Origin of the sequence: Polaromonas sp., assembly GCF_039930745.1 — a bacterium.
In the GTDB taxonomy this organism is placed as follows: Bacteria; Pseudomonadota; Gammaproteobacteria; order Burkholderiales; family Burkholderiaceae_C; genus Polaromonas.
In genome coordinates, this window is record NZ_JBDTTH010000082.1 from 1 (window position 1) to 19,933 (window position 19,933).

The following is a 19,933-nucleotide window of genomic DNA, read 5'->3' on the forward strand; positions in this document are numbered from 1 at the left end:
AAATCCCGTCGCTGGCCGAAGCGGAAGTGCGCAACTTCAACCTGGAAGTGTGGACGGCGCTGGTCGGCCCGGCCAGATTGTCCAAGGCGGCGCAGACCCGCCTCGCCCAGGAAGTGCCCCGCATCATCCGCGACGCCGACACCCGCCAGAAACTGTTCAACCAGGGTTGGCAAGCCGTGGGCACTGCACCCGAAGGCCTGACCAGCCGTATCCGCAATGAAACCTCCATCATGGGCGGCATCATTGCGATACGTGGCATCAAGATTGACTGAGAATGCCCCCACGGTTGCTCACTGCGTGTAGCGCCCTGCCCCCCGAGGGGGCCGCTGCGCCTGCGGGCCGGCAAAGCCGGACCCGCGGCCCGTGCTTGACTGAAGAGACCGCATGGTCGCGGTGTGTAGCTCACTGACCTGCCATGATCTCATCCAACTTTAAAACCGTTACCGAACCGGCACGCACGCTGCCGGTGTATGGTGAATTCGATGTGGTCGTGATCGGTGGCGGGCCGGCCGGACTGGCGGCGAGCGTCAGTGCGGCGCGCCATGGTGCGCGCACCTTGCTGGTGGAGCGTTACGGCTTTCTGGGCGGCATGGGCACGGCCGGCGGTGTCACCAACTTTGCGGGCCTCTACGGCCGCAAGGACGGCGAGATGCTGCAGCTGGTGCACGGTGTGGTGGATGAGCTGCTGGCACGTATTGATGCGCTGGGCGGCTTGAACCACCCGCAAGATGGCATGCAGGGACGCATACGGGTTCGCTCCTACGATGTGTCGGCCTACAAATGCGCCGCCGACCAGCTGTTGCTGGCCGCTGGCGTGCAGATTCTTTTTCACGCCTGGGCGGCCTCGGTCGTGATGAACGGCCCGGCGATCGAAGCCCTGGTGGTCGAAACCAAGTCCGGACGCCAGGCCATCCGGGCCAAGCGCTTCATCGATTGCTCGGGCGATGCCGACGTGGCCCATTTTGCCGGCGTGCCTTTTGAGCTCGGCGACGGACACGGCAGTGCCCTGTTCCCGTCCACCATGTTTCGTGTCGGCCACGTCGATGCGGAGCCGGCGCTCGCGGCCGTCGGCGACTTCAAGGCCATCAACGAGCTGATGGAACAAAGCGAGGCTCGCCATCCCGGGCGCTACCAGTTCCCGCGCAAGGGCGCCATACTTCGCCCCCAGAAAAATCCCGCGGAATGGCGCGCCAATGTCACGCAAATCCGCAATGCCGATGGCAACGCCATGGACGCGACCGACGCGCGCCAGCTCAGCGAGGGCGAAATGGAAGGCCGCCGGCAGATCACCGAATACTTCCGCTTCCTCAAGAACGAGGTGCCGGGATTTGAGACCTCCGCCATTGTCGATATTGCGCCCCAGGTCGGCATCCGCGAAACGCGGCGCATCTGCGGCGCCTATGCGCTCAGTGGCGAAGACATCCTGTCCTCGGCCCGCTTCGATGACGTGATCGGCATCAACGCCTGGCCCATGGAAATGCATGTCGATGGCGCCATCAGCTGGGGGTTTCCGCGTGACGAGCGCAGGGCGTACAACGACCTGCCCTGGCGCATGCTGGTAGCACCCGCAGTGAACAACCTGCTGGTGGCAGGACGCTGCGCATCGATGACGCACGAAGGCCAGTCGGCAGCGCGCGCCAGCGGAGGCTGCTTTGTGATGGGCCAGGCAGCAGGCACCGCCGCCGCCCTGCTCGATGAAGGCGCAGCCTTTGCCGCCATGGACGTCGCCCGCCTGCAGCAGCACTTGCGCAATGACGGCGTCTATCTGGACCGCTGAAACCTCACAACCAGGAGTACGGCCCATGGACATGACCCCACCGCCCGATAGCGCGCGCAAGGACTTTTACGAAGCCATCCGTGCGCAGCACATGACGCCCTTGTGGGAAGTGTTGCACGCTCTGGTGCCCCAGCAGCCTGCCACGGCCTGCGTGCCGGCATTCTGGGCCTGGGACAGGGTGCACCCCTACCTGACGCAGGCCGGTGAGCTGATCACCGCCGAAGAAGCGGTGCGCCGCGTGCTCATCCTGGAAAATCCGGCGCTGCCGGGCCAGTCCTGCATCACGCAGTCGCTCTATGCCGGCCTGCAACTGATCCTGCCGGGCGAAGTCGCGCCCAGCCACCGTCATACCCAAAGCGCCCTGCGATTTGTAGTGGAAGGACGCGGCGCCTACACCGCCGTCGATGGCGAGCGCACCACCATGGCGCCCGGCGACTTCATCATCACGCCGAGCTGGACCTGGCACGACCACGGCAACCGGAGCGCGCTGGAAGGCGGCGAGCCGGTGGTCTGGCTCGATGGCCTGGACATTCCCATGCTGCGTTTTTTCGACGCAGGCTTCGCCGAGAACCACACCGAACGTTCGCAGCCTGTCACCCGAGCCGAAGGCACCAGCTACCAGCGCTACGGGGCCAACATGCTGCCGATGCGTTACGACGCGCCGTTTGGCCAGACGTCGCCCATCTTCAGCTACCCTTACGAACGCACACGTGAAGCCCTGCACACGCTTGAGCAGCAGGCGCCTGTTGACGCCTGGGACGGCGTCAAGTTGCGTTACGTGAACCCGGCAAGCGGCGGTTGGCCGATGCCTACCATGGGCACTTTCATGCAGCGTCTGCCGCCCGGCTTTACCGGTCAGCCCTGGCGACAGACCGATGGCGCGGTGTTCAGCGTTGTCGAAGGCCACGGTAGCGTGCTGGTCGGGGAAGCCGGCCAGCAACAGGTTTTTGAGTTCGGTCCACGCGACCATTTTGTGATTCCGTCGTGGCACACGGCCAGCCTGCGTTCTGCGCAAGGCTGTGTGCTGTTCAGTTTTTCAGACCGCCCCGTGCACCAGGCACTAGGCATACACAGAGAAGAGAGGTTGTCATGAGTTTTGTTTTCACCCCACCCGCAACAGTTTCCGTACCGGTTGTCGGCACAAGCGAGCGCTTTCCCGTTCACCGCGTCTATTGCGTGGGACGCAACTACGAAGAACATGCCAAGGAAATGGGGTTCACCGGCCGCGAGCCGCCCTTTTTCTTTCTGAAACCTGCTGATGCGGTGGTGGTGGTGGAGGCCGGCCAGACCGGCACCATTCCCTACCCCAGCCTGACCAAAAACCTGCACCATGAAATCGAGCTCGTGGTGGCGATTGGCAAGGGCGGCAAGGACATCAAAGCCGCTGATGCCCACAAACACATTTACGGATACGCCGTGGGACTGGACATGACGCGCCGCGACCTTCAGGGGGAAATGAAAAAGCAGGGCCGCCCCTGGTGCATCGGCAAGGCGTATGACCACTCAGCGCCCATCGGCCCCATCACCCCGGCAGCACAGGCCGGCGATGTGGCGAACGCCGAGCTGTATCTACAGGTCAATGGCAAGGACCGCCAGCGCAGCCATGTCTCCAAGCTCATCTGGAACATTGCCGAGACCATCGAACACCTGTCGGCGGCCTGGGAGCTGCAACCGGGCGACCTGATTTACACAGGCACACCGGAAGGCGTGGCCGCCGTGGTGTCGGGTGACACCATGGTCAGTGAAGTCAAGGGCCTGGGTACCCTGACGGTGAAAGTGGCCTGAACCCGCTCCCCGGTTCGCAGGCGAGTGCCCTTTCATCAGGGCTATTACCGGTTCCCAAACAGTTCATCGTGCATTACTTTCCAAGCACACACACCGGAGACCCCACATGATTCAGCGACGTACCCTTCTCAAAACCGGCGCAGCGGCTGCGCTGGGCGCGCCCGCCCTCGCCAGCCTGGCCCAGCAGGTTGTCACCCTGAAGTTCCACACCTTCATGTCCCCGGCATCGAATGTCTGGCTGGGCATGCACAAACCCTGGATGGAAAAGGTCGAAAAAGAGTCCGGCGGCCGCATCAAGTTCGAGGCCTACCCGGCCATGCAACTGGGCGGCACACCCGTGCAGCTGTACGACCAAGCCAAAGATGGGGTCGTGGACATCGTGTGGACCCTGCCGGGCAATACAGCGGGCCGCTTCCCGCGCATCGAGGCGTTTGAACTGCCGTTCATGATGTCCAATGCCGAGGCCACCTCCAAGGCCTACTGGGAATACGTGCAGACCATGGCTCCGGACGAGTTCAAGGACACCCAGGTTCTCGCGCTTCACGTCCATGGCCCTGGTGTGATCCACACCGTGGACAAGCCGGTCCGGTCCATCGCCGACATGCGTGGCCTCAAAATGCGCGCGCCCACTCGCCAGGTCACCAAGTTGATGGGTATGCTCGGTGCCATCCCGGTCGGCATGCCTCTGCCGTCCATCACCGACGCGTTGAGCAAAGGCACCATCAATGGTTGCGTGATTCCCTGGGAAGTCGTGCCTTCGGTCAAGGTCAACGAACTCACCAAATTCCATGCAGAGTTCGACCCGGCGGGTGGCAGCCTGTACACCACGACCTTCGTGATGGCCATGAACAAGGCCAAGTACAACTCGCTGGCCCCCGACCTGAAAAAAGTCATAGACAACAATTCCGGCATGGCCACCTCCGCCTGGCTGGGCAAAGTTCAACAGGGCAACGACGTCTCGGGCCGTAAAACCGCCAGCGACCGCGGCAACACGATCTATACCGTCAGCCCGGTCGAAGCGCAGGAATTCCGCCGTAAATCGCGTACCGTGGAAGTCGAATGGGTGGAGGACATGAACAAGCGTGGCTTCGACGGCAAGAAAATGCTGGACACCGCACGCAGCCTGATCGAAAAACACACCAAAACCACCAAAGCCTGAGCATAGGCACCAAGCACAAAAGGCTCCCGAGGGAGCCTTTTTGCTTTCAAATTACACTGTCTTCAATGCACCGCAGCCCCATCAAACATTGCAAAAACTGCGGTACCGCCGTGCTCTACAGGCTGCCGGACGACGGCGACCTACGGGAACGCGCCGTGTGCCCCGCCTGCGGCACCATCCACTACGAAAACCCGCTCAATGTGGTCGGCACCGTGCCGCATTGGGGCGACAGGGTGTTGCTGTGCAAGCGCAACATTGAGCCGCGATGGGGCAAGTGGACGCTACCCGCAGGCTTTATGGAGCTTGATGAAACCACCTCGCAGGGGGCCGCGCGCGAGACGGACGAGGAAGCCGGTGCGCAGTTTGAAATGGAAGACCTTTTCAGCGTGATGAACGTCGAGCGTGTCGGCCAGGTTCACCTTTACTACCGTGCCCGCTTGCTCAGCGATACATTCAATCCAGGGCATGAAACGATAGAAGCCAGGCTGTTTACCGAGGCGGAAATTCCCTGGGACGAGCTGGCCTTCAAAACCGTGAAGGAAACCCTGGCCTGCTATTTCTCCGACCGTCGCAAAGGCACTTATGGTATTCATGTGATCGACATCGCATGAGTGCGCGGTGAAGCCCGCAGCCTAGGCAGCAAGGTAAGCAAGTGCGGCTTTTGGCCGGTATGTCACTTAGAATTTCTGCATCCAGCTGCGCCCACCGCGCCTCCATGACCGGCAACTACGCCGCCCTCCCTCTGCCCCCTCACCTCCGTGGATTTCATGTTCAAAGCTGCTTCCTTCTTCCGTATCGCCGACAACTTCACCCTGCCCCCACTGGATGCACTTGAAGAGGCCCTTCAGGCCAGCCGATTCGTGCCCTGCGGCGCAACACAGCCGGAATCCAGTGGCTGGGTCGCGCCACGCGGCAACAAAAGCACAGTGCTGGCCGAGAGTATTGGCCAGCAACTCATCTTGCGGCTTTGCACCGAACGCCGGCCACTGCCCGCCTCGGCGGTCAAGGACGCTGTCGAGCAACGCATCGAACAGTACAAGCAGGAAACCGGTCATGAACGCGTGGGAGCGAAGATCAAGAAGGAGTTCAAGGAAGAAGCCATCCTCGACCTGCTGCCGCGCGCCTTCACCAAACGCTCCTCGACGACCTTGTGGATTGACCCGGTCAACAAGTTCCTGGTGGTGGATTCCGTCAGCCTGACAGGTGCCGACAAGGTGTTGAGCCAGCTGGTGGAGGTATTGAGTGAAATGCCGGGGTCTGGTCCAGGACTCCTGGCGAGACCGGTACAGACCACGATGTCGGCCGCGGTTGCCATGGCGCACTGGCTGGCCAGCCGTGAGGCACCGGTCGGGTTCACCGTGGACCGTGACTGCGAACTCAAGATGCCCGACGACCAGAAATCAACCGTCCGCTATTCACGCCACACGCTGGAGATCGACGAAGTTGCCGAACATATCGCGGCCGGCAAGGTACCCACGCAACTGGCCATGACCTGGAACGACCGGGTATCCTTTGTCCTCACCGATGCGGCGCAGGTAAGAAAACTCAAACTGCTGGATGTTGTGCTCGATGGCGTGCAGGACAAGGGCAAGGATGATGACGGCTTCGATGCCGACGCTGCCATCGTCACGGGAGAGCTCTCGGCCCTGATTCCGGATCTTCTGGAGGCGCTGGGTGGCGAACTCTCCGCCGATGGACTCTCTCCCACACCGGAAACCGCAAAACCGGCCACCGAACTCGCTGACGCGTAAAAAGTACCGGCAAAAAAAGATCCGCATTAAGCGGATCTTTTTGCTCAGTCAACACTGAAATAAATGGTCGGTGTGAAAGGATTCGAACCTTCGACCCCTTGCACCCCATGCAAGTGCGCTACCAGGCTGCGCCACACACCGTCGAAGGTCGAATTATAACGTGCCAATGCGAGCTATCTCAGTAAGTGGAACTGAGCAAATCACGAATTTCGAACAATTCCCGGCGCAGCAGCTGCAGCCGTTGCTGGGCTGCATTCCCGTCGGGCAAGGGGGCCACCATGTCGGGCGCACTGTCTTCGAAATCCACCGAGTCGCCAAAATCATCGAGGATGGAGTCGCCCATGACGGAATCACCGGCTTCCACCATGTCGACACCTTCAAGCATCACCTCGCCATTGCGGCGCTTGTCACGCTCGGTCTGCACAATCTCCTGCAGTTTGTTGCGTGCTCCGCTGATGGTGAACCCCTGGTCATACAGCAAATCGCGTATCCGCCGGATCATCAACACCTCGTGATGCTGGTAGTAGCGGCGATTACCACGCCTTTTCATCGGGCGCAGCTGCGTGAACTCTTGCTCCCAATAACGGAGCACATGAGGTTTGACGCCGCATAAATCGCTGACTTCACCGATCGTGAAGTAGCGCTTGGCGGGGATGGGTGGGAGAGTTTTCTCCAATTAAATCAATGCGCTATGAGGTGAAGCTACAAATCTACTCTAAGTCCAAACTTAGCGCAAATAGTTACAAACAACTAAATGCGATGTGTTGTTTAGGTCGCAAGCGGTACCGTGAAAGCCGCCAACCCAGCAACAAAGCTGACCAGGGACAAACCCTATGCGGGACGTAGCTTGTAGGGCTTGCCGGGGAAGCAGGAAGCGGGGCCGACCAGCCCCTGAACGGCAGTTAAAAGCGCGAAACTTGTGCTAACCCCCCGAGCTCTCTCCTGCCCTGCCTTTTCAAGCAGGACCGGTCAGCCCCTGAATTTGCTCTTTGAGTTTGTGGCTGGCGTGAAAAGTCACCACACGACGCGCCTGAATGGGAATGGACTCGCCGGTGCGCGGGTTTCGCCCTGGACGCGGCGCCTTGGTGCGAATCTGGAAATTGCCGAAACCGGAAATTTTCACATCGTTGCCGTCGACCAGGCTGTCGGAAATCAGATCGAAGAAGGCGTCAATCATGTCCTTGGATTCACGCTTGTTCAGGCCGATCTGTTCGAACAGGAGCTCCGCGAGATGAGCCTTGGTCAGTGCAGGGCTCTCAAGACTTTCAACGGAAAATTCCACGACGCGCTCCTCGCTGTTCATTGTTCTTGTGGCCTCAAACCTCAGGCACGCAAACGCGCCTTCAGGCTACTACCAAGATTTTCAAGCACGGCCTTGATCGCCGCCTCAATCTGCTCGTCGGTCAGTGTAGCGTCGTCGCTGCCAAGCACCAAGCGCACGGCCAGGCTTTTTTCGCCAAGCTGCATCACAGCATTGGCCTGCTGCGGACGGTAGATATCGAACAGCGTGGCCGATTTGAGCAGGCCGCGCGTGTCCGCACCCTCGATCGCGGCCATCAGCGCCGAATGCGTCACTGCTTCGGCAACAATGACGGCAATGTCCCGTTCAACGGGCTGGAGCTTGCTCACCGGCTGGAAACTGGGTACCGGCCGCTGCAACACGGCATCGAGCGCCAGTTCGAAAACAATGGGCGCCTGCGCCAGCTCGTAGCCTTGACGCCACTGCGGATGCAGCTCGCCGACAAAGCCGATTTCCACACCGTCCAGGGTCACGTTGGCACAGCGTCCCGGATGCATGGCCGGATGGGCTGCAGGCGCAAACACGGGCTGCAAGGGCGCCAGCAAAGCCTGCACGTCGCCCTTGACGTCGAAGAAATCAACGCCCTTGTCGGAGGTCCCCCACTGCAGGGTCTCGCGCGGCCCATAAGCCAGGCCGGCCACCCGCATGGGTTGGGCAAACCCAGCAACGGTGGTGTCGCTGTTCTGGCTGCGTGCATCACGCAGAAAGACCCGCCCGAGTTCAAATACATTGACCCGGCCGGCCTTGCGATCCAGGTTGAACTTGAGTACCTGCAGCAGCGAGCCGAGCAGGGACGAGCGCATCACGCTCAGCTGGCTGGCAATCGGGTTCAGCAACTTGATGGGGTTAGGGTTGCCAGCGAGCTCATGCTCCCAGCGCTCTTCGACAAAACTGAAATTGATGGTTTCCTGGTAGCCCAGCGCAGCCAGCGCGCGGCGCACGGCAAAGGGGCTGCGCCTGGCTTCGGGGCGTATGCGCGAGGTGATGGGCGCCAGCGGTGGTGTAGTGGGCAGCTGCTGGTAACCCACCATGCGCACCACTTCCTCGATCAGATCCTCCTCGATTTGCAGGTCAAAGCGATAACTGGGCGGTATCACCGTCAGCGTGCCCTCACCTTCCGTGACAGGCAACCCCAGACGACGGAGCGCACCGGAACACTGCGCCTGCGTCAAAGGCATGCCGATGACCTTGGCGGCCCGCGCTACCCTCAGCGTCACCGGAGCGTTGACCGGCAGGCTGGCCTGCAGGTCGTCCATCGGCCCGCACACCGTGTCGGGTGTACCGCAGATGTCGATGATCAGTTGTGTGATGCGCTCAATGTGCTCAACCGTCAGGCCGGGATCGACACCACGTTCGAAACGGTGTCCAGCATCGGTTGAAAAGTTGTAGCGGCGTGAGCGCCCGGCAATTGCCTTGGGCCACCAGAAAGCGGCCTCGACATAGACATTTTTCGTCTCATCAGACACGGCCGTCGCATCGCCACCCATGATGCCGGCCAGCGATTCGACCTGGCTGTCATCGGCAATCACGCCTACTTTTTCATCCACCGTCACCGTGCTGCCATTGAGCAATTTGAGTTGCTCGCCCGCCTTGCCCCAACGCACGTCGAGTCCGCCATGAATCTTGTCAAGATCGAAAATATGGGAAGGCCGGCCCAATTCGAACATCACATAGTTCGAAATATCAACCAGCGCGGTGACACTGCGCTGACCGCAACGCGCAAGACGGTCCACCATCCAGGAAGGTGTGGTGGCCTGGGTATTGACGTTGCGCACAATGCGGCCTGAAAAGCGGCCACACAGATCAGGCGCACTGATTTTGACCGCGAGCTTGTCTGCGGTGGCAGTAGCCACGGGAGGAAATGAGGGTACGACCAGGGGGGCGCCGGTCAGCGCGGCCACTTCACGGGCAATACCGTACACACTCAGGCAATGCGCAAGGTTGGGCGTGAGTTTGAGCGTGAACAGGGTGTCGTCAAGCTTCAGATGCTCGCGAATGTTCTGGCCGGGGAGAGCATCTGAAGCCAGTTCGAGCAGTCCACCATGGTCTTCGGACAATTTGAGTTCACGGGCCGAACACAGCATGCCCTGGCTTTCCACGCCGCGCAGCTTGCCAACCTTGATGAGGAAAGGTTTGCCGTCGTCGCCGGGCGGTAGCTCGGCACCGACCAGCGCGCAGGGTACCTTGATGCCGACGCGCGCATTGGGTGCGCCGCAGACGATATTGAGCAGTGCGCCCTGCCCCACATCAACCTGGCAGACGCGCAGGCGATCGGCGTCAGGGTGCTGCACCGCCTCTTTGATCTCGCCAACCACAATCTTGCTGAAGGGTGGTGCGACAGGCTTGAGGTCTTCCACCTCCAACCCGGCCATGGTCAGTGTTTCGGCCAGTTGTTCGGTGCTCAGGGGCGGATTGCAGAACTCGCGCAACCAGGATTCTGGGAATTGCATTTTTTTGGGATCCGATGATTACTGGAATTGCGAGAGAAAGCGCAGGTCGCCGTCAAAGAACAGGCGCAAATCGTTGACGCCATAACGCAGCATGGTCAGGCGATCCGGCCCCATGCCGAATGCAAAACCGATGTAGTGCTCGGGGTCCAGCCCCATATTGCGCACCACGGTCGGGTGCACCTGGCCGGAACCGGCTACTTCCAGCCAGCGGCCCGCCAACGGACCGGTCTGGAACTGGATATCGATCTCGGCGCTGGGCTCGGTGAACGGGAAGAAGCTGGGACGAAAGCGCAGCACCAGGTCATCGCTTTCGAAGAAGGTGCGGCAGAAGTCGGTGAACACGACCTTCAGATCCTTGAAGCTGACGTTCTGGCCCACCCAGAGCCCCTCGCACTGGTGAAACATCGGCGAGTGCGTGGCATCACTGTCCACGCGGTAAGTGCGACCCGGCGCGATCACGCGGATTTCCGGCATCACGCCGCCGGCGTCAATCAGCGCGCGGTGTTTCTTGACATGCTGCACCGCATAGCGGATCTGCATCGGGCTGGTGTGCGTGCGCAACAAATTGGGGGCGGCCGCGGTGCCGCCTTCCACGTAAAACGTGTCGTGCATGGAACGCGCAGGATGGTCTTCGGGCGTGTTCAGCGCAGTGAAGTTGAACCAGTCGGTTTCAATCTCGGGGCCCTCGGCCACGTCGAAGCCCATGGATCCGAAAATTGCCTCGATGCGTTCTAGCGTCAGCGACACCGGGTGCAGGCCGCCGGCAGACCGCTGGCGGCCCGGCAATGAAACGTCCAGCGCCTCGGCCTTGAGCTGCGCCTGCAATTCAGCGTCGGCCAGCGCCTGGCGGCGCGCTGTCAGCGCGGCTTCGATGGCTTGCTTGGTCAGGTTAATGGCAGCGCCGCGAGATTTTTTCTCTTCCACGGGCAACGCGGCCAGGCCCTTCATCAGCTCGGTAACGCGGCCAGATTTTCCGAGAAACTGCGCTTTGGCGTTTTCCAGATCGGCTGGTGTGACAGCCTGGGCAAAACTGGTTGTCGCCGAATCCACCAGGGCATCAAGTTCGTTCATAAATTTCTTGTAAATAGCGAAACCGCCCAGCTACCTTCCCTGCAGCTTGGGCAAAGAAAAAGGGCTAGAGCCTTTTCAAGCTCCAGCCCTCGTCTTTTGTGCGCGACCAGCTATCAATTCAATAGCTGATTGCCCCTCAAAAATCAGGCAGCAAGCTTGGCCTTGACCTGCTCCACGATAGCGCCAAAAGCAGCGCTGTCGTGAATCGCCATGTCGGAGAGGACCTTGCGGTCGATCTCGATGCCGGCTTTTTTCAGGCCGTTGGCGAACTGGCTGTATGTCATGCCAAATGAGCGGCTGGCGGCGTTGATACGCGCAATCCACAGCTGGCGGAACACACGTTTTTTCGTGCGGCGATCACGGTAGGCATATTGCCCGGCCTTCATCACCGCTTCTTTGGCGATGCGATAGACGTTGCCGCGGCGGCCGCGGAAACCTTTTGCAAGGGCTAAAACTTTTTTGTGGCGGGCGCGAGCCGTTACACCACGTTTGACGCGAGGCATGTGAGTACTCCTTGTTCGTCGTTAATTAAATGCCCATGCCGGGCAGCATCTGTGCCATGTGACCCATATTGGTCTCATGAACAGCAACCGCACCACGCAGGTGGCGTTTGTTTTTGGTGGTCTTCTTGGTCAGGATGTGACGTTTGAAGGCTTGGCCGCGCTTGACGGTACCACCCGGACGAACGCGAAAACGTTTCTTCGCGCTGCTCTTGGTCTTCATTTTGGGCATTTAAATGCTCCTTTTCATTTGTGCTCGTGAGGCGCTGCGAACCTTACGCAGACTTGATGGCCCCGAGCCACTTGTAAGCAGCAAGTTTTACCTTGCCACCTGCAGCGAGAACTTTGACGCTCCCGCTTTTTGGACAGCAGTTTTATCTGCCGTCCTGGAGGTGCCTTCGCACCCCCTGAAAAAGCCTGCCGGTGGTTTTACACCGTCAGGCTGAACTCACTTTTCGACAAGCGACTCAGGCGCTTGTCGGTGCTACTGGCGCTGCCTCTGCAGGCGCCGCGGCGGGCTTGGCGGCCACCTTCTTCTTGCCCGGCGCGATCATCATGACCATCTGCCGGCCTTCGAGCTTGGGAAACTGCTCCACCACTATCAAATCTGCCAACTCGTCACGGATGCGCGCCAGCAGGGCCAAACCCAGTTCCTGGTGCGTGATCTCACGACCGCGAAAACGCAAGGTGATCTTGCACTTGTCGCCCTCTTCCAAAAAGCGCTTGATGTTGCGCAATTTGATGTTGTAGTCACCATCGTCGGTACCGGGCCGGAACTTGATTTCCTTGACCTCGATGACCTTCTGCTTGGACTTCGCTTCAGCCGCTTTTTTCTGCTCGGCGTATTTGAACTTGCCGTAATCCATCAACCGACACACCGGCGGAACCGCCGTAGGGGAGATTTCAACAAGATCAACGTCCGCCTCACCTGCCAGGCGCAGGGCTTCCATGATGCTGACAACGCCCAAAGGCTCATTGTCCGGCCCTGTGAGGCGTACTTCAGGGGCCATGATTTCACGGTTCAAGCGGTGCTTGCGTTCTTCACGGTGACGGCGGTCACGAAATTCAGTAGCGATGGTTGTAATCCTATAAAACTTGCTATAAAAGCTATAGCTGCTTGCGCCCGTCCAGCAAAGACGAATAGCCGATTTGACTCACAATAAGTCAGCAATCAGGCTTTTTGGGTAATGTCAGAGGCAATCGTCTGGACGAAGGCTTCGAGCGACATGACGCCAAGGTCTTTGTTACCCCGGGCGCGCACGGCAACCGCGCCGGCTTCCTTCTCTTTGTCACCCACGACAAGGATGTAAGGCAGCTTTTGCATTGAGTGCTCCCGTATTTTATACGTAATTTTCTCATTGCGCAGATCGAGGTTGACCCTAAGCCCTTGATTTTGAAGCCTTTTAGCTATTTCACGACAGTAATCAGCCTGGGCATCGGTGATATTGAGCACCGAAACCTGCACCGGAGCGAGCCAGGTGGGCAACGCACCGGCATGCTCCTCGATCAAAATCCCGATGAAACGCTCCAGGCTGCCGACGATGGCCCGATGCAGCATCACGGGGCGGTGCCGGGCACCGTCTTCACCCACATATTCCGCATCCAGCCGCTCCGGCATCGAAAAATCGACCTGCATGGTGCCGCACTGCCACTGCCGCCCAATCGCGTCTTTCAGCGTGTATTCGATCTTCGGGCCGTAAAACGCGCCGTCGCCGGGCGCAATCTCGAATTCACAACCGGAAGCACGCAGGCTCTCCATCAGCGCATGTTCGGCCTTGTCCCAGCTTTCGTCGGAGCCGATGCGCGCCTCCGGACGAGTGGCGACCTTGTAGATGATGTTTTTGAAACCGAAGTCGGTATAGACCTTCTGCAGCAGGGTCGTGTAGTCGACGCATTCCTTGAGAATCTGCTCTTCGGTGCAGAAAATGTGGCCGTCGTCCTGCGTAAAGCCGCGCACCCGCATGATGCCGTGCAGGCCGCCCGAGGGCTCGTTGCGGTGGCACTGACCGAACTCGCCGTAGCGCAGTGGCAGGTCACGGTAACTCTTGATGCCCTGCTTGAAGATCAGGATGTGGCCGGGGCAGTTCATCGGTTTGAGTGCGTACTCGCGCTTTTCCGACTCGGTCGTGAACATGTTGTCGCGGTACTTGTCCCAATGGCCGGTTTTTTCCCAGAGCGTCTTGTCGATGACCTGTGGCCCCTTGACCTCCTGGTAGCCGTTGTCCTGGTAGACCTTGCGCATGTACTGCTCGACGCCCTGCCACACCGTCCAGCCCTTGGGATGCCAGAACACCAGGCCAGGCGCATGGTCGTCGATGTGGAACAGGTCCAGCTCGCGGCCCAGCTTGCGGTGGTCGCGCTTTTCCGCCTCCTCCAGCATGGTCAGGTACTGTTGCAGTTCGTCTTTCGTGGCCCAGGCCGTGCCGTAGACGCGCTGCAGCATCTCGTTGTTGTGGTCGCCGCGCCAGTAGGCACCGGCCAGCTTCATCAGCTTGAAGAACTTCAGCTTGCCGGTACTGGGCACGTGCGGGCCGCGACACAGGTCTTCAAACTTGCCTTCGCGGTACAGCGACACGTCTTCATTGGCCGGGATGCTGGCAATGATTTCAGCCTTGTAGTGCTCGCCCAGCTCCTTAAAGTAAGCCACGGCTTCGTCGCGCGGCAAAACGCGGCGAGTCACCGGCTCATCTTTGGACGCCAGTTCGGTCATCTTCTTCTCGATGGCCGTCAGGTCGTCCGGCGTGAAGGGGCGCTTGTACGAGAAGTCGTAGAAAAAGCCGTTCTCGATCACCGGCCCTATGGTCACCTGCGCATCCGGGAACAGTTCCTTGACTGCGTAGGCCAGCAAGTGAGCTGTCGAATGGCGGATCACGTCCAGGCCTTCGGGGTCCTTGGCCGTGATGATGGCCAGCGGGCTGTCGGCAGTGATCAGGTAGCTGGTGTCCACCACCTTGCCATCGACCTTGCCGCCCAGCGCGGCTTTTGCCAGACCGGCGCCAATGGAAGCGGCGACCTCGGCCACCGTCACGGGCTCGGGAAATTCACGGATCGAGGCGTCTGGCAGCGTAATTTTGATCATGATGGTCTGGCTCGAAAAATAAAAAAGCGCGGTAACTGCCGCGCTTTGACTGGGTTAGGCTGGAGGTATGCTATTAATTCAGTAGCTATAAATCACCTGGGGATGCGGCTAGCGCCCGAGATGACTCCAAACTGGAGGCGTGGTCGTAGTTCGCGGTGTCATAACCCGCGCGATCCTTCCTGTTTCCAGCTTGATTGATTGCATGGCGTTATTTTACGGCAGCTTCGGGCTCAGGCCGGCTCGGGCGAGCCGGGTGGCAAAAAGGTCAGCCCCAGGCAACGCGGGCACTCAGTGATGACCGTCTGTTTTTCGACCTCGAAATCCTCGTTGATGTTTTCGCTGTCGATGCGCAGTTCGCCCGTTCCATTGCAGTCCGGGCACGGCGTGCGTTTGAATCCCATCGTGGCTTCTGACATGTGCTCTCCCGCTGTTGAACCCCAATCAGCCGCACTCTACGCGAAAAAAGCCGAATGCCCAAGAAAAAAGCCCGGACGAAGCTGCATGGCTTCAACCGGGCTTCGGACCACCTCAAGCGGCAGTCACCTTCGGGACTGAGTTCAGTGGAACTGCTCTTCTTCGGTCGAGCCGGTCAATGCGGTCACGCTGGACTTGCCGCCCTGGATGGCGGTGGTGACTTCGTCGAAGTAGCCGGTGCCCACTTCTTGCTGGTGCGACACAAAGGTGTAGCCGCGGTCGCGTGCTGCGAATTCGGGCTCCTGCACCTTCTCGATGTACGCCGTCATGCCGCGCTTGACGTAGTCCTGCGACAGGTCGTACATGTTGTACCACATGGAGTGGATACCGGCGAGCGTGATGAACTGGTATTTGTAACCCATGGCGCCGAGCTCGCGCTGGAACTTTGCGATGGTCGCGTCGTCGAGGTTTTTCTTCCAGTTGAACGATGGCGAGCAGTTGTAGGCCAGCATCTTGCCGGGGTGAACCTTGTGCACGGCATCGGCGAACTTCTTGGCGAAGTCGAGGTCGGGCGTGCCGGTTTCGCACCACACCAGATCGGCATAGTGGGCATAGGCGTTGGCACGGGCCACGGCCTGGTCCAGGCCCTTGCGGGTCTTGTAGAAACCTTCAGCCGTACGCTCGCCGGTCAGGAAAGGCTTGTCGATCTCGTCGTAATCGGAGGTCAGCAGGTCAGCCGCTTCAGCATCGGTGCGGGCAATCACCAGGGTCGGCACGCCGCAGACGTCGGCCGCCATGCGGGCTGCGATCAGCTTCTGGCACGACTCGCGGGTTGGCAGCAGCACCTTGCCGCCCATGTGGCCGCATTTTTTCACCGATGCGAGCTGATCTTCCCAATGCACGCCGCCTGCGCCGGACTTGATCATGGCCTTCATCAGTTCGAAGGCATTGAGCACGCCGCCGAAACCGGCTTCGGCATCGGCCACGATGGGCGCGAAGTAATCAACGTAGCCCTTGTCGCCGGCATCAATGCCTTTGGAGTGCTGGATCTCATCAGCGCGGCGGAAGGTGTTGTTGATGGTCTCAACCACCTTGGGCACCGAGTCCACCGGATACAGCGACTGGTCGGGGTACATAGCCGAGTAGCTGTTGTTGTCTGCAGCAACCTGCCAGCCCGACAGGTAGATGGCTTTCACGCCAGCCTTGACCTGCTGCATGGCCTGGCCGCCTGTGAGCGCGCCCAGGCAATTGACGTAGGGCTCGTTGTGCAGGAGATCCCACAGCTTTTCGGCACCGCGGCGCGCCAGCGTGTGCTCAATAGGGAAAGAACCGCGCAGGCGCACGACGTCGGCGGCGCTGTAGCCGCGTTTGATGCCTTTCCAGCGGGGGTTGCTGGCCCAGTCTTTTTCGAGGGCGGAAATCTGCTGTTCGCGGCTCAGTTGTTCGGTGAGGGTCTGTGGCATGGGGTCACTCCAGAGGTTGAAAAAATGGGACAAACGGCGCGGCACTGTTTTTGGCTTTATCTCGTTTGCTCTGGTGTCCACTTTAAGTCTTCTACAAGACCCTGTGAAGATCTTATGTCTTATATAAGACAAAATTTATTACTAATAAAATCAACGAACTTTTACTGATCTTTTACTATGCAAAAATTAATTTCCTATATTGAGAAATTTTCCCGCAGTGCAGCATTTTTAAATTCCATGATACGGAAATTGATTATCGGATCATGAGATAGCGGTGCCGACGCGTCGGAGCACCCAGCACACCGCCACAACCAGGGCTGGGGCGGCCTCGCCTCTTTCTTTCCTCTTTAGCGGGGCGGGCGGCGTTCATGCCAGTCGCCGCTGGCGATGACAGGTTTGCCCGCCGTGCGCGCGGTGTTGATTTCATAAACCAGGCAATCCAGTTCAAGCGTTTCAACCGCCGTCCCGGAATCGCGCACTTGCACCCTCACCTGCTGCTTGCTGTACTCCCCGGTTTGCTGCGGCCAGACTTCTTCGATGACGTCAAGCTGGCTTTCCAGTTCGGCACTGATGGCGTAAACCTCGCCAGTCACGCGGCCAGGACCGCCCAGCACCACGCCCGGATACGACCCCAGGTCATAAAGCGTGCCTGCCACGCTGGCCATGCCGACAAACTGCGGCGCGGGATGCATGCGCGTGATGTCACGCACATCGCCGCGGCGCAGGGTGCCATAGACAAAGACATGGTGCGTGTCGGCAGGTGGGGTCGGTTCAGGCATGAAAGTAGGGCATGATTTCGGGCATCGAACACAAGTATCCTGTTGCGAAGGCACGGTGGCTGAGTCGCTGAAAGCGCAGCAGCATCGCCTTTGAACTTTTACAGAAAACCCGGTTGAATGAATCGCATTGTGGCCTACGCCTGCCTGGCGCTCAGCATGTCCCTGGTCGGCAGTTATGTCGCACTGTCCAAACCGCTGGTCGCGGTTTTCCCGGTCTTCCTGCTGGCCTGGCTGCGCTTTGGCATCGGCGGGACCGCCATGCTGCACTGGCTGAAAAAACCCGCCTACGAAGCACCCATGACGCGGCAGACGCGGCAGCTGGTGTTTCTCGAATCGTTCCTCGGCAATTTCCTGTTTTCCATCTGCATGCTCTTCGGCGTGAGCCTGACCAGCGCAGTGGCGGCCGGCGTCATCATGGCGTCCATTCCTGCGGTGGTCGCCGTGCTGAGCTGGCTTTTTCTGCGCGAGCGCATCACAGCGCGTGTCTGGCTTGCAGTGGCCTGCGCGGTGTTGGGTATCGCGCTGGTTTCGCTATCAAAAACAGAGCTTCTTGCGCCCACTACACAAGGGCTTGAGGCCGATTTGGTTTCAAAATCCGCCTGGATGGGCAACCTGCTGCTGCTGGGCGCGGTGTTCTGCGAGGCAGCCTACGCGGTGATTGGCAAACGGCTCACCGGCACGCTCGGCCCCAAACGCATCACCGCCCTGATCAACCTCTGGGGTTTCGTGCTGGTCACGCCCGCAGGCCTCTGGATGGCCTGGCGCTTTGACTTTGCCGCCGTCACGCCAGGCAGCTGGCTGTTGCTGCTGTTTTATGCGCTGGCCGCCAGCGTCTGGACCGTGTGGCTGTGGATGACGGGCCTGAAGAGCCTGCCGGCCAGCCAGGCAGGCGTCTTCACCGTCATGCTGCCTGTCAGTGCTGCTGCGGTAGGTGTGGGGGTTCTTGGCGAAACACTGGGCGGTTTGCAAGTCGTCGCGTTCGCCCTGGCGCTGCTTGGCGTGCTGCTGGCTACCTTGCCGCAACGCAGTGGCGAACAGCCGTCTGCCGCCGTACCTCCACATTGATTGCCGGCCGCGGACTACACCGCGCTACCGGGTGCGCGGTTTAGACTGAATGGTCACCATCAACACCGGAGACCGTCCATGGGACTCGCCAAATTGCTGGGACGCGCTGCCATGGGCCCTTTCTCCAAAGCGCTGCCGCAGATGGGGGAAACAGAGCGCGCCGCACTGGAGGCCGGCACCGTTGGCTTTGAAGGCCAGCTCTTCGCCGGCCATCCTGACTTTGATGTGCTGATCAGCATGGGACCAGGCGTGCTCAGCACGGCCGAGCAGGCGTTTCTCAACAACGAAGTTCACACCCTGTGCGCCATGCTGGATGACTTCGTCATCGACGAAGCGCGCGATCTGCCGCCCGAGGTCTGGCAGTTCCTGCGCGACAAACGTTTTTTCGGAATGATCATTCCCACGCAATGGGGCGGCCTGGGGTTCAGCCACTACGCCCATGCCACCGTGGTGACGCGCATTGCCACCGTCAATGTCTCGGCTGCGGTCACGGTGATGGTGCCCAACTCGCTGGGGCCGGCCGAGCTGCTGCTGCGTTATGGCACCGAGCCGCAACAGCAGTACTACCTGCCCCGCCTGGCCGACGGTACGGATCTGCCGTGTTTTGGCCTGACCTCTCCCTACGCAGGCTCGGACGCAGCGTCCATGCCCGATCGCGGCGTGCTGGCAGAGCGCGAGATCGACGGCGTTCGGGTGCGTGGCTTCAGCATCACTTTTTCCAAGCGCTACATCACGCTCGCCCCCGTGGCCACCGTGGTCGGGCTCGCGTTTCGGGCGATTGATGAAGGCCGCCCGAAAGACCAGCGGGAACTCGGCATCACCTGCGCGCTGATCCCCGTTCCCCAGCCGGGCATGCAGATTGGCCGCCGTCACCACCCCATGCACAGCGCCTTCATGAACGGCCCGATCGAAGGCCAGAAAGTGTTTGTGCCCATGGAATGGATCATCGGTGGCGAGGACAAGGTTGGCCAGGGCTGGCGCATGCTGATGGAATGCCTGGCCGCAGGGCGTGCCATTTCCCTGCCGGCGCTCGGGGCTGCAACACAGCAGGCCTCGCTTTTTGTCGTGACGGGTTACGGCCAGGTACGCCAGCAGTTCGGCCTGCCCATTGGCAGGTTCGACGCCATCGGAGGCATCATTGCCGGCATGGCCGCCGAACTGTATGCCACCGACGCCGCGCGGCGCTATACGGCGGCGGCTCTCGACAAGGGCGAGCAGCCCAGCGTGGCCAGCGCGATCCTGAAAGTGCACCTGACGGAAGCGGGGCGCCGTTCTGTGAACCACGCCATGGATATTCTGGGCGGCAAGGGCATCGTGAACGGCCCGTCCAACCTGCTGGC

20 protein-coding genes and 1 tRNA gene are annotated in these 19,933 nt (G+C 60.2%); 9 read left to right on the forward strand and 12 right to left on the reverse strand.

The window, feature by feature from the left end; genetic code table 11:
• The 7 genes from ABI660_RS18820 to ABI660_RS18850 all read left to right on the forward strand — a co-directional run.
• The coding region (locus ABI660_RS18820; protein WP_348070944.1) for a tripartite tricarboxylate transporter substrate-binding protein at positions 1 to 272 on the forward strand (272 nt) is incomplete at its 5' end.
• 143 nt (positions 273 to 415) lie between these two features.
• Positions 416 to 1,777 (forward strand): FAD-dependent oxidoreductase, encoded by a 1,362-nt coding sequence (locus ABI660_RS18825; protein ID WP_348070946.1) that lies wholly within the window; start codon positions 416 to 418, stop codon positions 1,775 to 1,777.
• A gap of 25 nt (positions 1,778 to 1,802) precedes the next feature.
• Positions 1,803 to 2,870 (forward strand): gentisate 1,2-dioxygenase, encoded by a 1,068-nt coding sequence (gtdA, locus tag ABI660_RS18830; protein WP_348070948.1) that lies wholly within the window; start codon positions 1,803 to 1,805, stop codon positions 2,868 to 2,870.
• On the forward strand, positions 2,867 to 3,562 hold the full coding sequence (locus ABI660_RS18835) for a fumarylacetoacetate hydrolase family protein (protein ID WP_348070950.1): 696 nt from the start codon (positions 2,867 to 2,869) through the stop codon (positions 3,560 to 3,562). Before gtdA ends, ABI660_RS18835 begins: the two co-directional genes overlap by 4 nt.
• A gap of 106 nt (positions 3,563 to 3,668) precedes the next feature.
• Positions 3,669 to 4,721, forward strand: coding sequence for a TRAP transporter substrate-binding protein (locus ABI660_RS18840; protein ID WP_348070952.1), 1,053 nt, complete (start codon positions 3,669 to 3,671; stop codon positions 4,719 to 4,721).
• 65 nt (positions 4,722 to 4,786) lie between these two features.
• Positions 4,787 to 5,332: an NUDIX hydrolase gene (locus ABI660_RS18845; protein ID WP_348070954.1), complete on the forward strand. Its 546-nt coding sequence runs from the start codon at positions 4,787 to 4,789 to the stop codon at positions 5,330 to 5,332.
• 156 nt (positions 5,333 to 5,488) lie between these two features.
• On the forward strand, positions 5,489 to 6,472 hold the full coding sequence (locus ABI660_RS18850; protein ID WP_348070956.1) for a recombination-associated protein RdgC: 984 nt from the start codon (positions 5,489 to 5,491) through the stop codon (positions 6,470 to 6,472).
• 64 nt (positions 6,473 to 6,536) lie between these two features.
• Here ABI660_RS18850 and ABI660_RS18855 read toward each other — a convergent pair.
• The 12 genes from ABI660_RS18855 to ABI660_RS18910 form a co-directional block, all read right to left on the reverse strand.
• Positions 6,537 to 6,613, reverse strand: a tRNA-Pro gene (locus ABI660_RS18855).
• A 37-nt stretch (positions 6,614 to 6,650) separates the two neighbouring features.
• Complete coding sequence (locus ABI660_RS18860) at positions 6,651 to 7,148, reverse strand: MerR family transcriptional regulator (RefSeq protein ID WP_348070958.1); 498 nt, start codon at positions 7,146 to 7,148, stop codon at positions 6,651 to 6,653.
• Between the two features lie 279 nt (positions 7,149 to 7,427).
• A complete protein-coding gene (locus ABI660_RS18865) occupies positions 7,428 to 7,799 on the reverse strand; it encodes an integration host factor subunit alpha (protein ID WP_348070976.1) in 372 nt (123 codons plus the stop codon).
• Positions 7,796 to 10,222: a phenylalanine--tRNA ligase subunit beta gene (gene pheT / locus ABI660_RS18870; protein WP_348070960.1), complete on the reverse strand. Its 2,427-nt coding sequence runs from the start codon at positions 10,220 to 10,222 to the stop codon at positions 7,796 to 7,798. Before pheT ends, ABI660_RS18865 begins: the two co-directional genes overlap by 4 nt.
• Before the next feature lie 18 nt (positions 10,223 to 10,240).
• A complete protein-coding gene (pheS, locus tag ABI660_RS18875; RefSeq protein WP_348070962.1) occupies positions 10,241 to 11,293 on the reverse strand; it encodes a phenylalanine--tRNA ligase subunit alpha in 1,053 nt (350 codons plus the stop codon).
• A 143-nt stretch (positions 11,294 to 11,436) separates the two neighbouring features.
• The gene (gene rplT / locus ABI660_RS18880; protein WP_077595746.1) at positions 11,437 to 11,796 is read right to left on the reverse strand and encodes a 50S ribosomal protein L20; all 360 of its coding nucleotides are present in this window, start codon (positions 11,794 to 11,796) and stop codon (positions 11,437 to 11,439) included.
• Positions 11,797 to 11,821: 25 nt separating this feature from the next.
• Positions 11,822 to 12,025, reverse strand: coding sequence for a 50S ribosomal protein L35 (gene rpmI / locus ABI660_RS18885; RefSeq protein ID WP_077595745.1), 204 nt, complete (start codon positions 12,023 to 12,025; stop codon positions 11,822 to 11,824).
• A 235-nt stretch (positions 12,026 to 12,260) separates the two neighbouring features.
• Complete coding sequence (infC, locus tag ABI660_RS18890) at positions 12,261 to 12,878, reverse strand: translation initiation factor IF-3 (protein WP_348070978.1); 618 nt, start codon at positions 12,876 to 12,878, stop codon at positions 12,261 to 12,263.
• 86 nt (positions 12,879 to 12,964) lie between these two features.
• Positions 12,965 to 14,872, reverse strand: coding sequence for a threonine--tRNA ligase (gene thrS / locus ABI660_RS18895; protein ID WP_348070965.1), 1,908 nt, complete (start codon positions 14,870 to 14,872; stop codon positions 12,965 to 12,967).
• 230 nt (positions 14,873 to 15,102) lie between these two features.
• Entirely contained in the window at positions 15,103 to 15,288 is a 186-nt protein-coding gene (locus tag ABI660_RS18900) for a hypothetical protein (RefSeq protein ID WP_348070967.1), read from the reverse strand.
• Positions 15,289 to 15,429: 141 nt separating this feature from the next.
• Positions 15,430 to 16,749 (reverse strand): isocitrate lyase, encoded by a 1,320-nt coding sequence (gene aceA / locus ABI660_RS18905; RefSeq protein ID WP_348070969.1) that lies wholly within the window; start codon positions 16,747 to 16,749, stop codon positions 15,430 to 15,432.
• 347 nt (positions 16,750 to 17,096) lie between these two features.
• Complete coding sequence (locus ABI660_RS18910) at positions 17,097 to 17,528, reverse strand: gamma-glutamylcyclotransferase family protein (RefSeq protein WP_348070971.1); 432 nt, start codon at positions 17,526 to 17,528, stop codon at positions 17,097 to 17,099.
• Positions 17,529 to 17,645: 117 nt separating this feature from the next.
• On the opposite strand from ABI660_RS18910, the gene ABI660_RS18915 reads away from it, so the two are divergent.
• Positions 17,646 to 18,593 carry a DMT family transporter gene (locus tag ABI660_RS18915; protein WP_348070972.1) on the forward strand — a complete coding sequence of 316 codons (948 nt, stop codon included), beginning with the start codon at positions 17,646 to 17,648 and terminating at the stop codon, positions 18,591 to 18,593.
• A 78-nt stretch (positions 18,594 to 18,671) separates the two neighbouring features.
• A partial coding sequence (locus tag ABI660_RS18920; protein WP_348070974.1) for an acyl-CoA dehydrogenase occupies positions 18,672 to 19,933 on the forward strand: 1,262 nt, incomplete at its 3' end.

Excerpts from the sequence above, each read along its gene's own strand:
- ABI660_RS18825 (WP_348070946.1), top strand. The coding sequence starts at position 416 with ATGATCTCATCCAACTTTAAAACCGTTACCGAACCGGCACGCACGCTG.
- ABI660_RS18910 (WP_348070971.1), bottom strand. The coding sequence starts at position 17,528 with ATGCCTGAACCGACCCCACCTGCCGACACGCACCATGTCTTTGTCTAT.
- rplT (WP_077595746.1), bottom strand. The coding sequence starts at position 11,796 with ATGCCTCGCGTCAAACGTGGTGTAACGGCTCGCGCCCGCCACAAAAAA.
- thrS (WP_348070965.1), bottom strand. The coding sequence starts at position 14,872 with ATGATCAAAATTACGCTGCCAGACGCCTCGATCCGTGAATTTCCCGAG.
- gtdA (WP_348070948.1), top strand. The coding sequence starts at position 1,803 with ATGGACATGACCCCACCGCCCGATAGCGCGCGCAAGGACTTTTACGAA.
- ABI660_RS18835 (WP_348070950.1), top strand. The coding sequence starts at position 2,867 with ATGAGTTTTGTTTTCACCCCACCCGCAACAGTTTCCGTACCGGTTGTC.
- ABI660_RS18915 (WP_348070972.1), top strand. The coding sequence starts at position 17,646 with ATGAATCGCATTGTGGCCTACGCCTGCCTGGCGCTCAGCATGTCCCTG.
- aceA (WP_348070969.1), bottom strand. The coding sequence starts at position 16,749 with ATGCCACAGACCCTCACCGAACAACTGAGCCGCGAACAGCAGATTTCC.
- ABI660_RS18850 (WP_348070956.1), top strand. The coding sequence starts at position 5,489 with ATGTTCAAAGCTGCTTCCTTCTTCCGTATCGCCGACAACTTCACCCTG.
- ABI660_RS18900 (WP_348070967.1), bottom strand. The coding sequence starts at position 15,288 with ATGTCAGAAGCCACGATGGGATTCAAACGCACGCCGTGCCCGGACTGC.
- pheT (WP_348070960.1), bottom strand. The coding sequence starts at position 10,222 with ATGCAATTCCCAGAATCCTGGTTGCGCGAGTTCTGCAATCCGCCCCTG.
- ABI660_RS18840 (WP_348070952.1), top strand. The coding sequence starts at position 3,669 with ATGATTCAGCGACGTACCCTTCTCAAAACCGGCGCAGCGGCTGCGCTG.
- rpmI (WP_077595745.1), bottom strand. The coding sequence starts at position 12,025 with ATGCCCAAAATGAAGACCAAGAGCAGCGCGAAGAAACGTTTTCGCGTT.
- pheS (WP_348070962.1), bottom strand. The coding sequence starts at position 11,293 with ATGAACGAACTTGATGCCCTGGTGGATTCGGCGACAACCAGTTTTGCC.
- ABI660_RS18845 (WP_348070954.1), top strand. The coding sequence starts at position 4,787 with ATGCACCGCAGCCCCATCAAACATTGCAAAAACTGCGGTACCGCCGTG.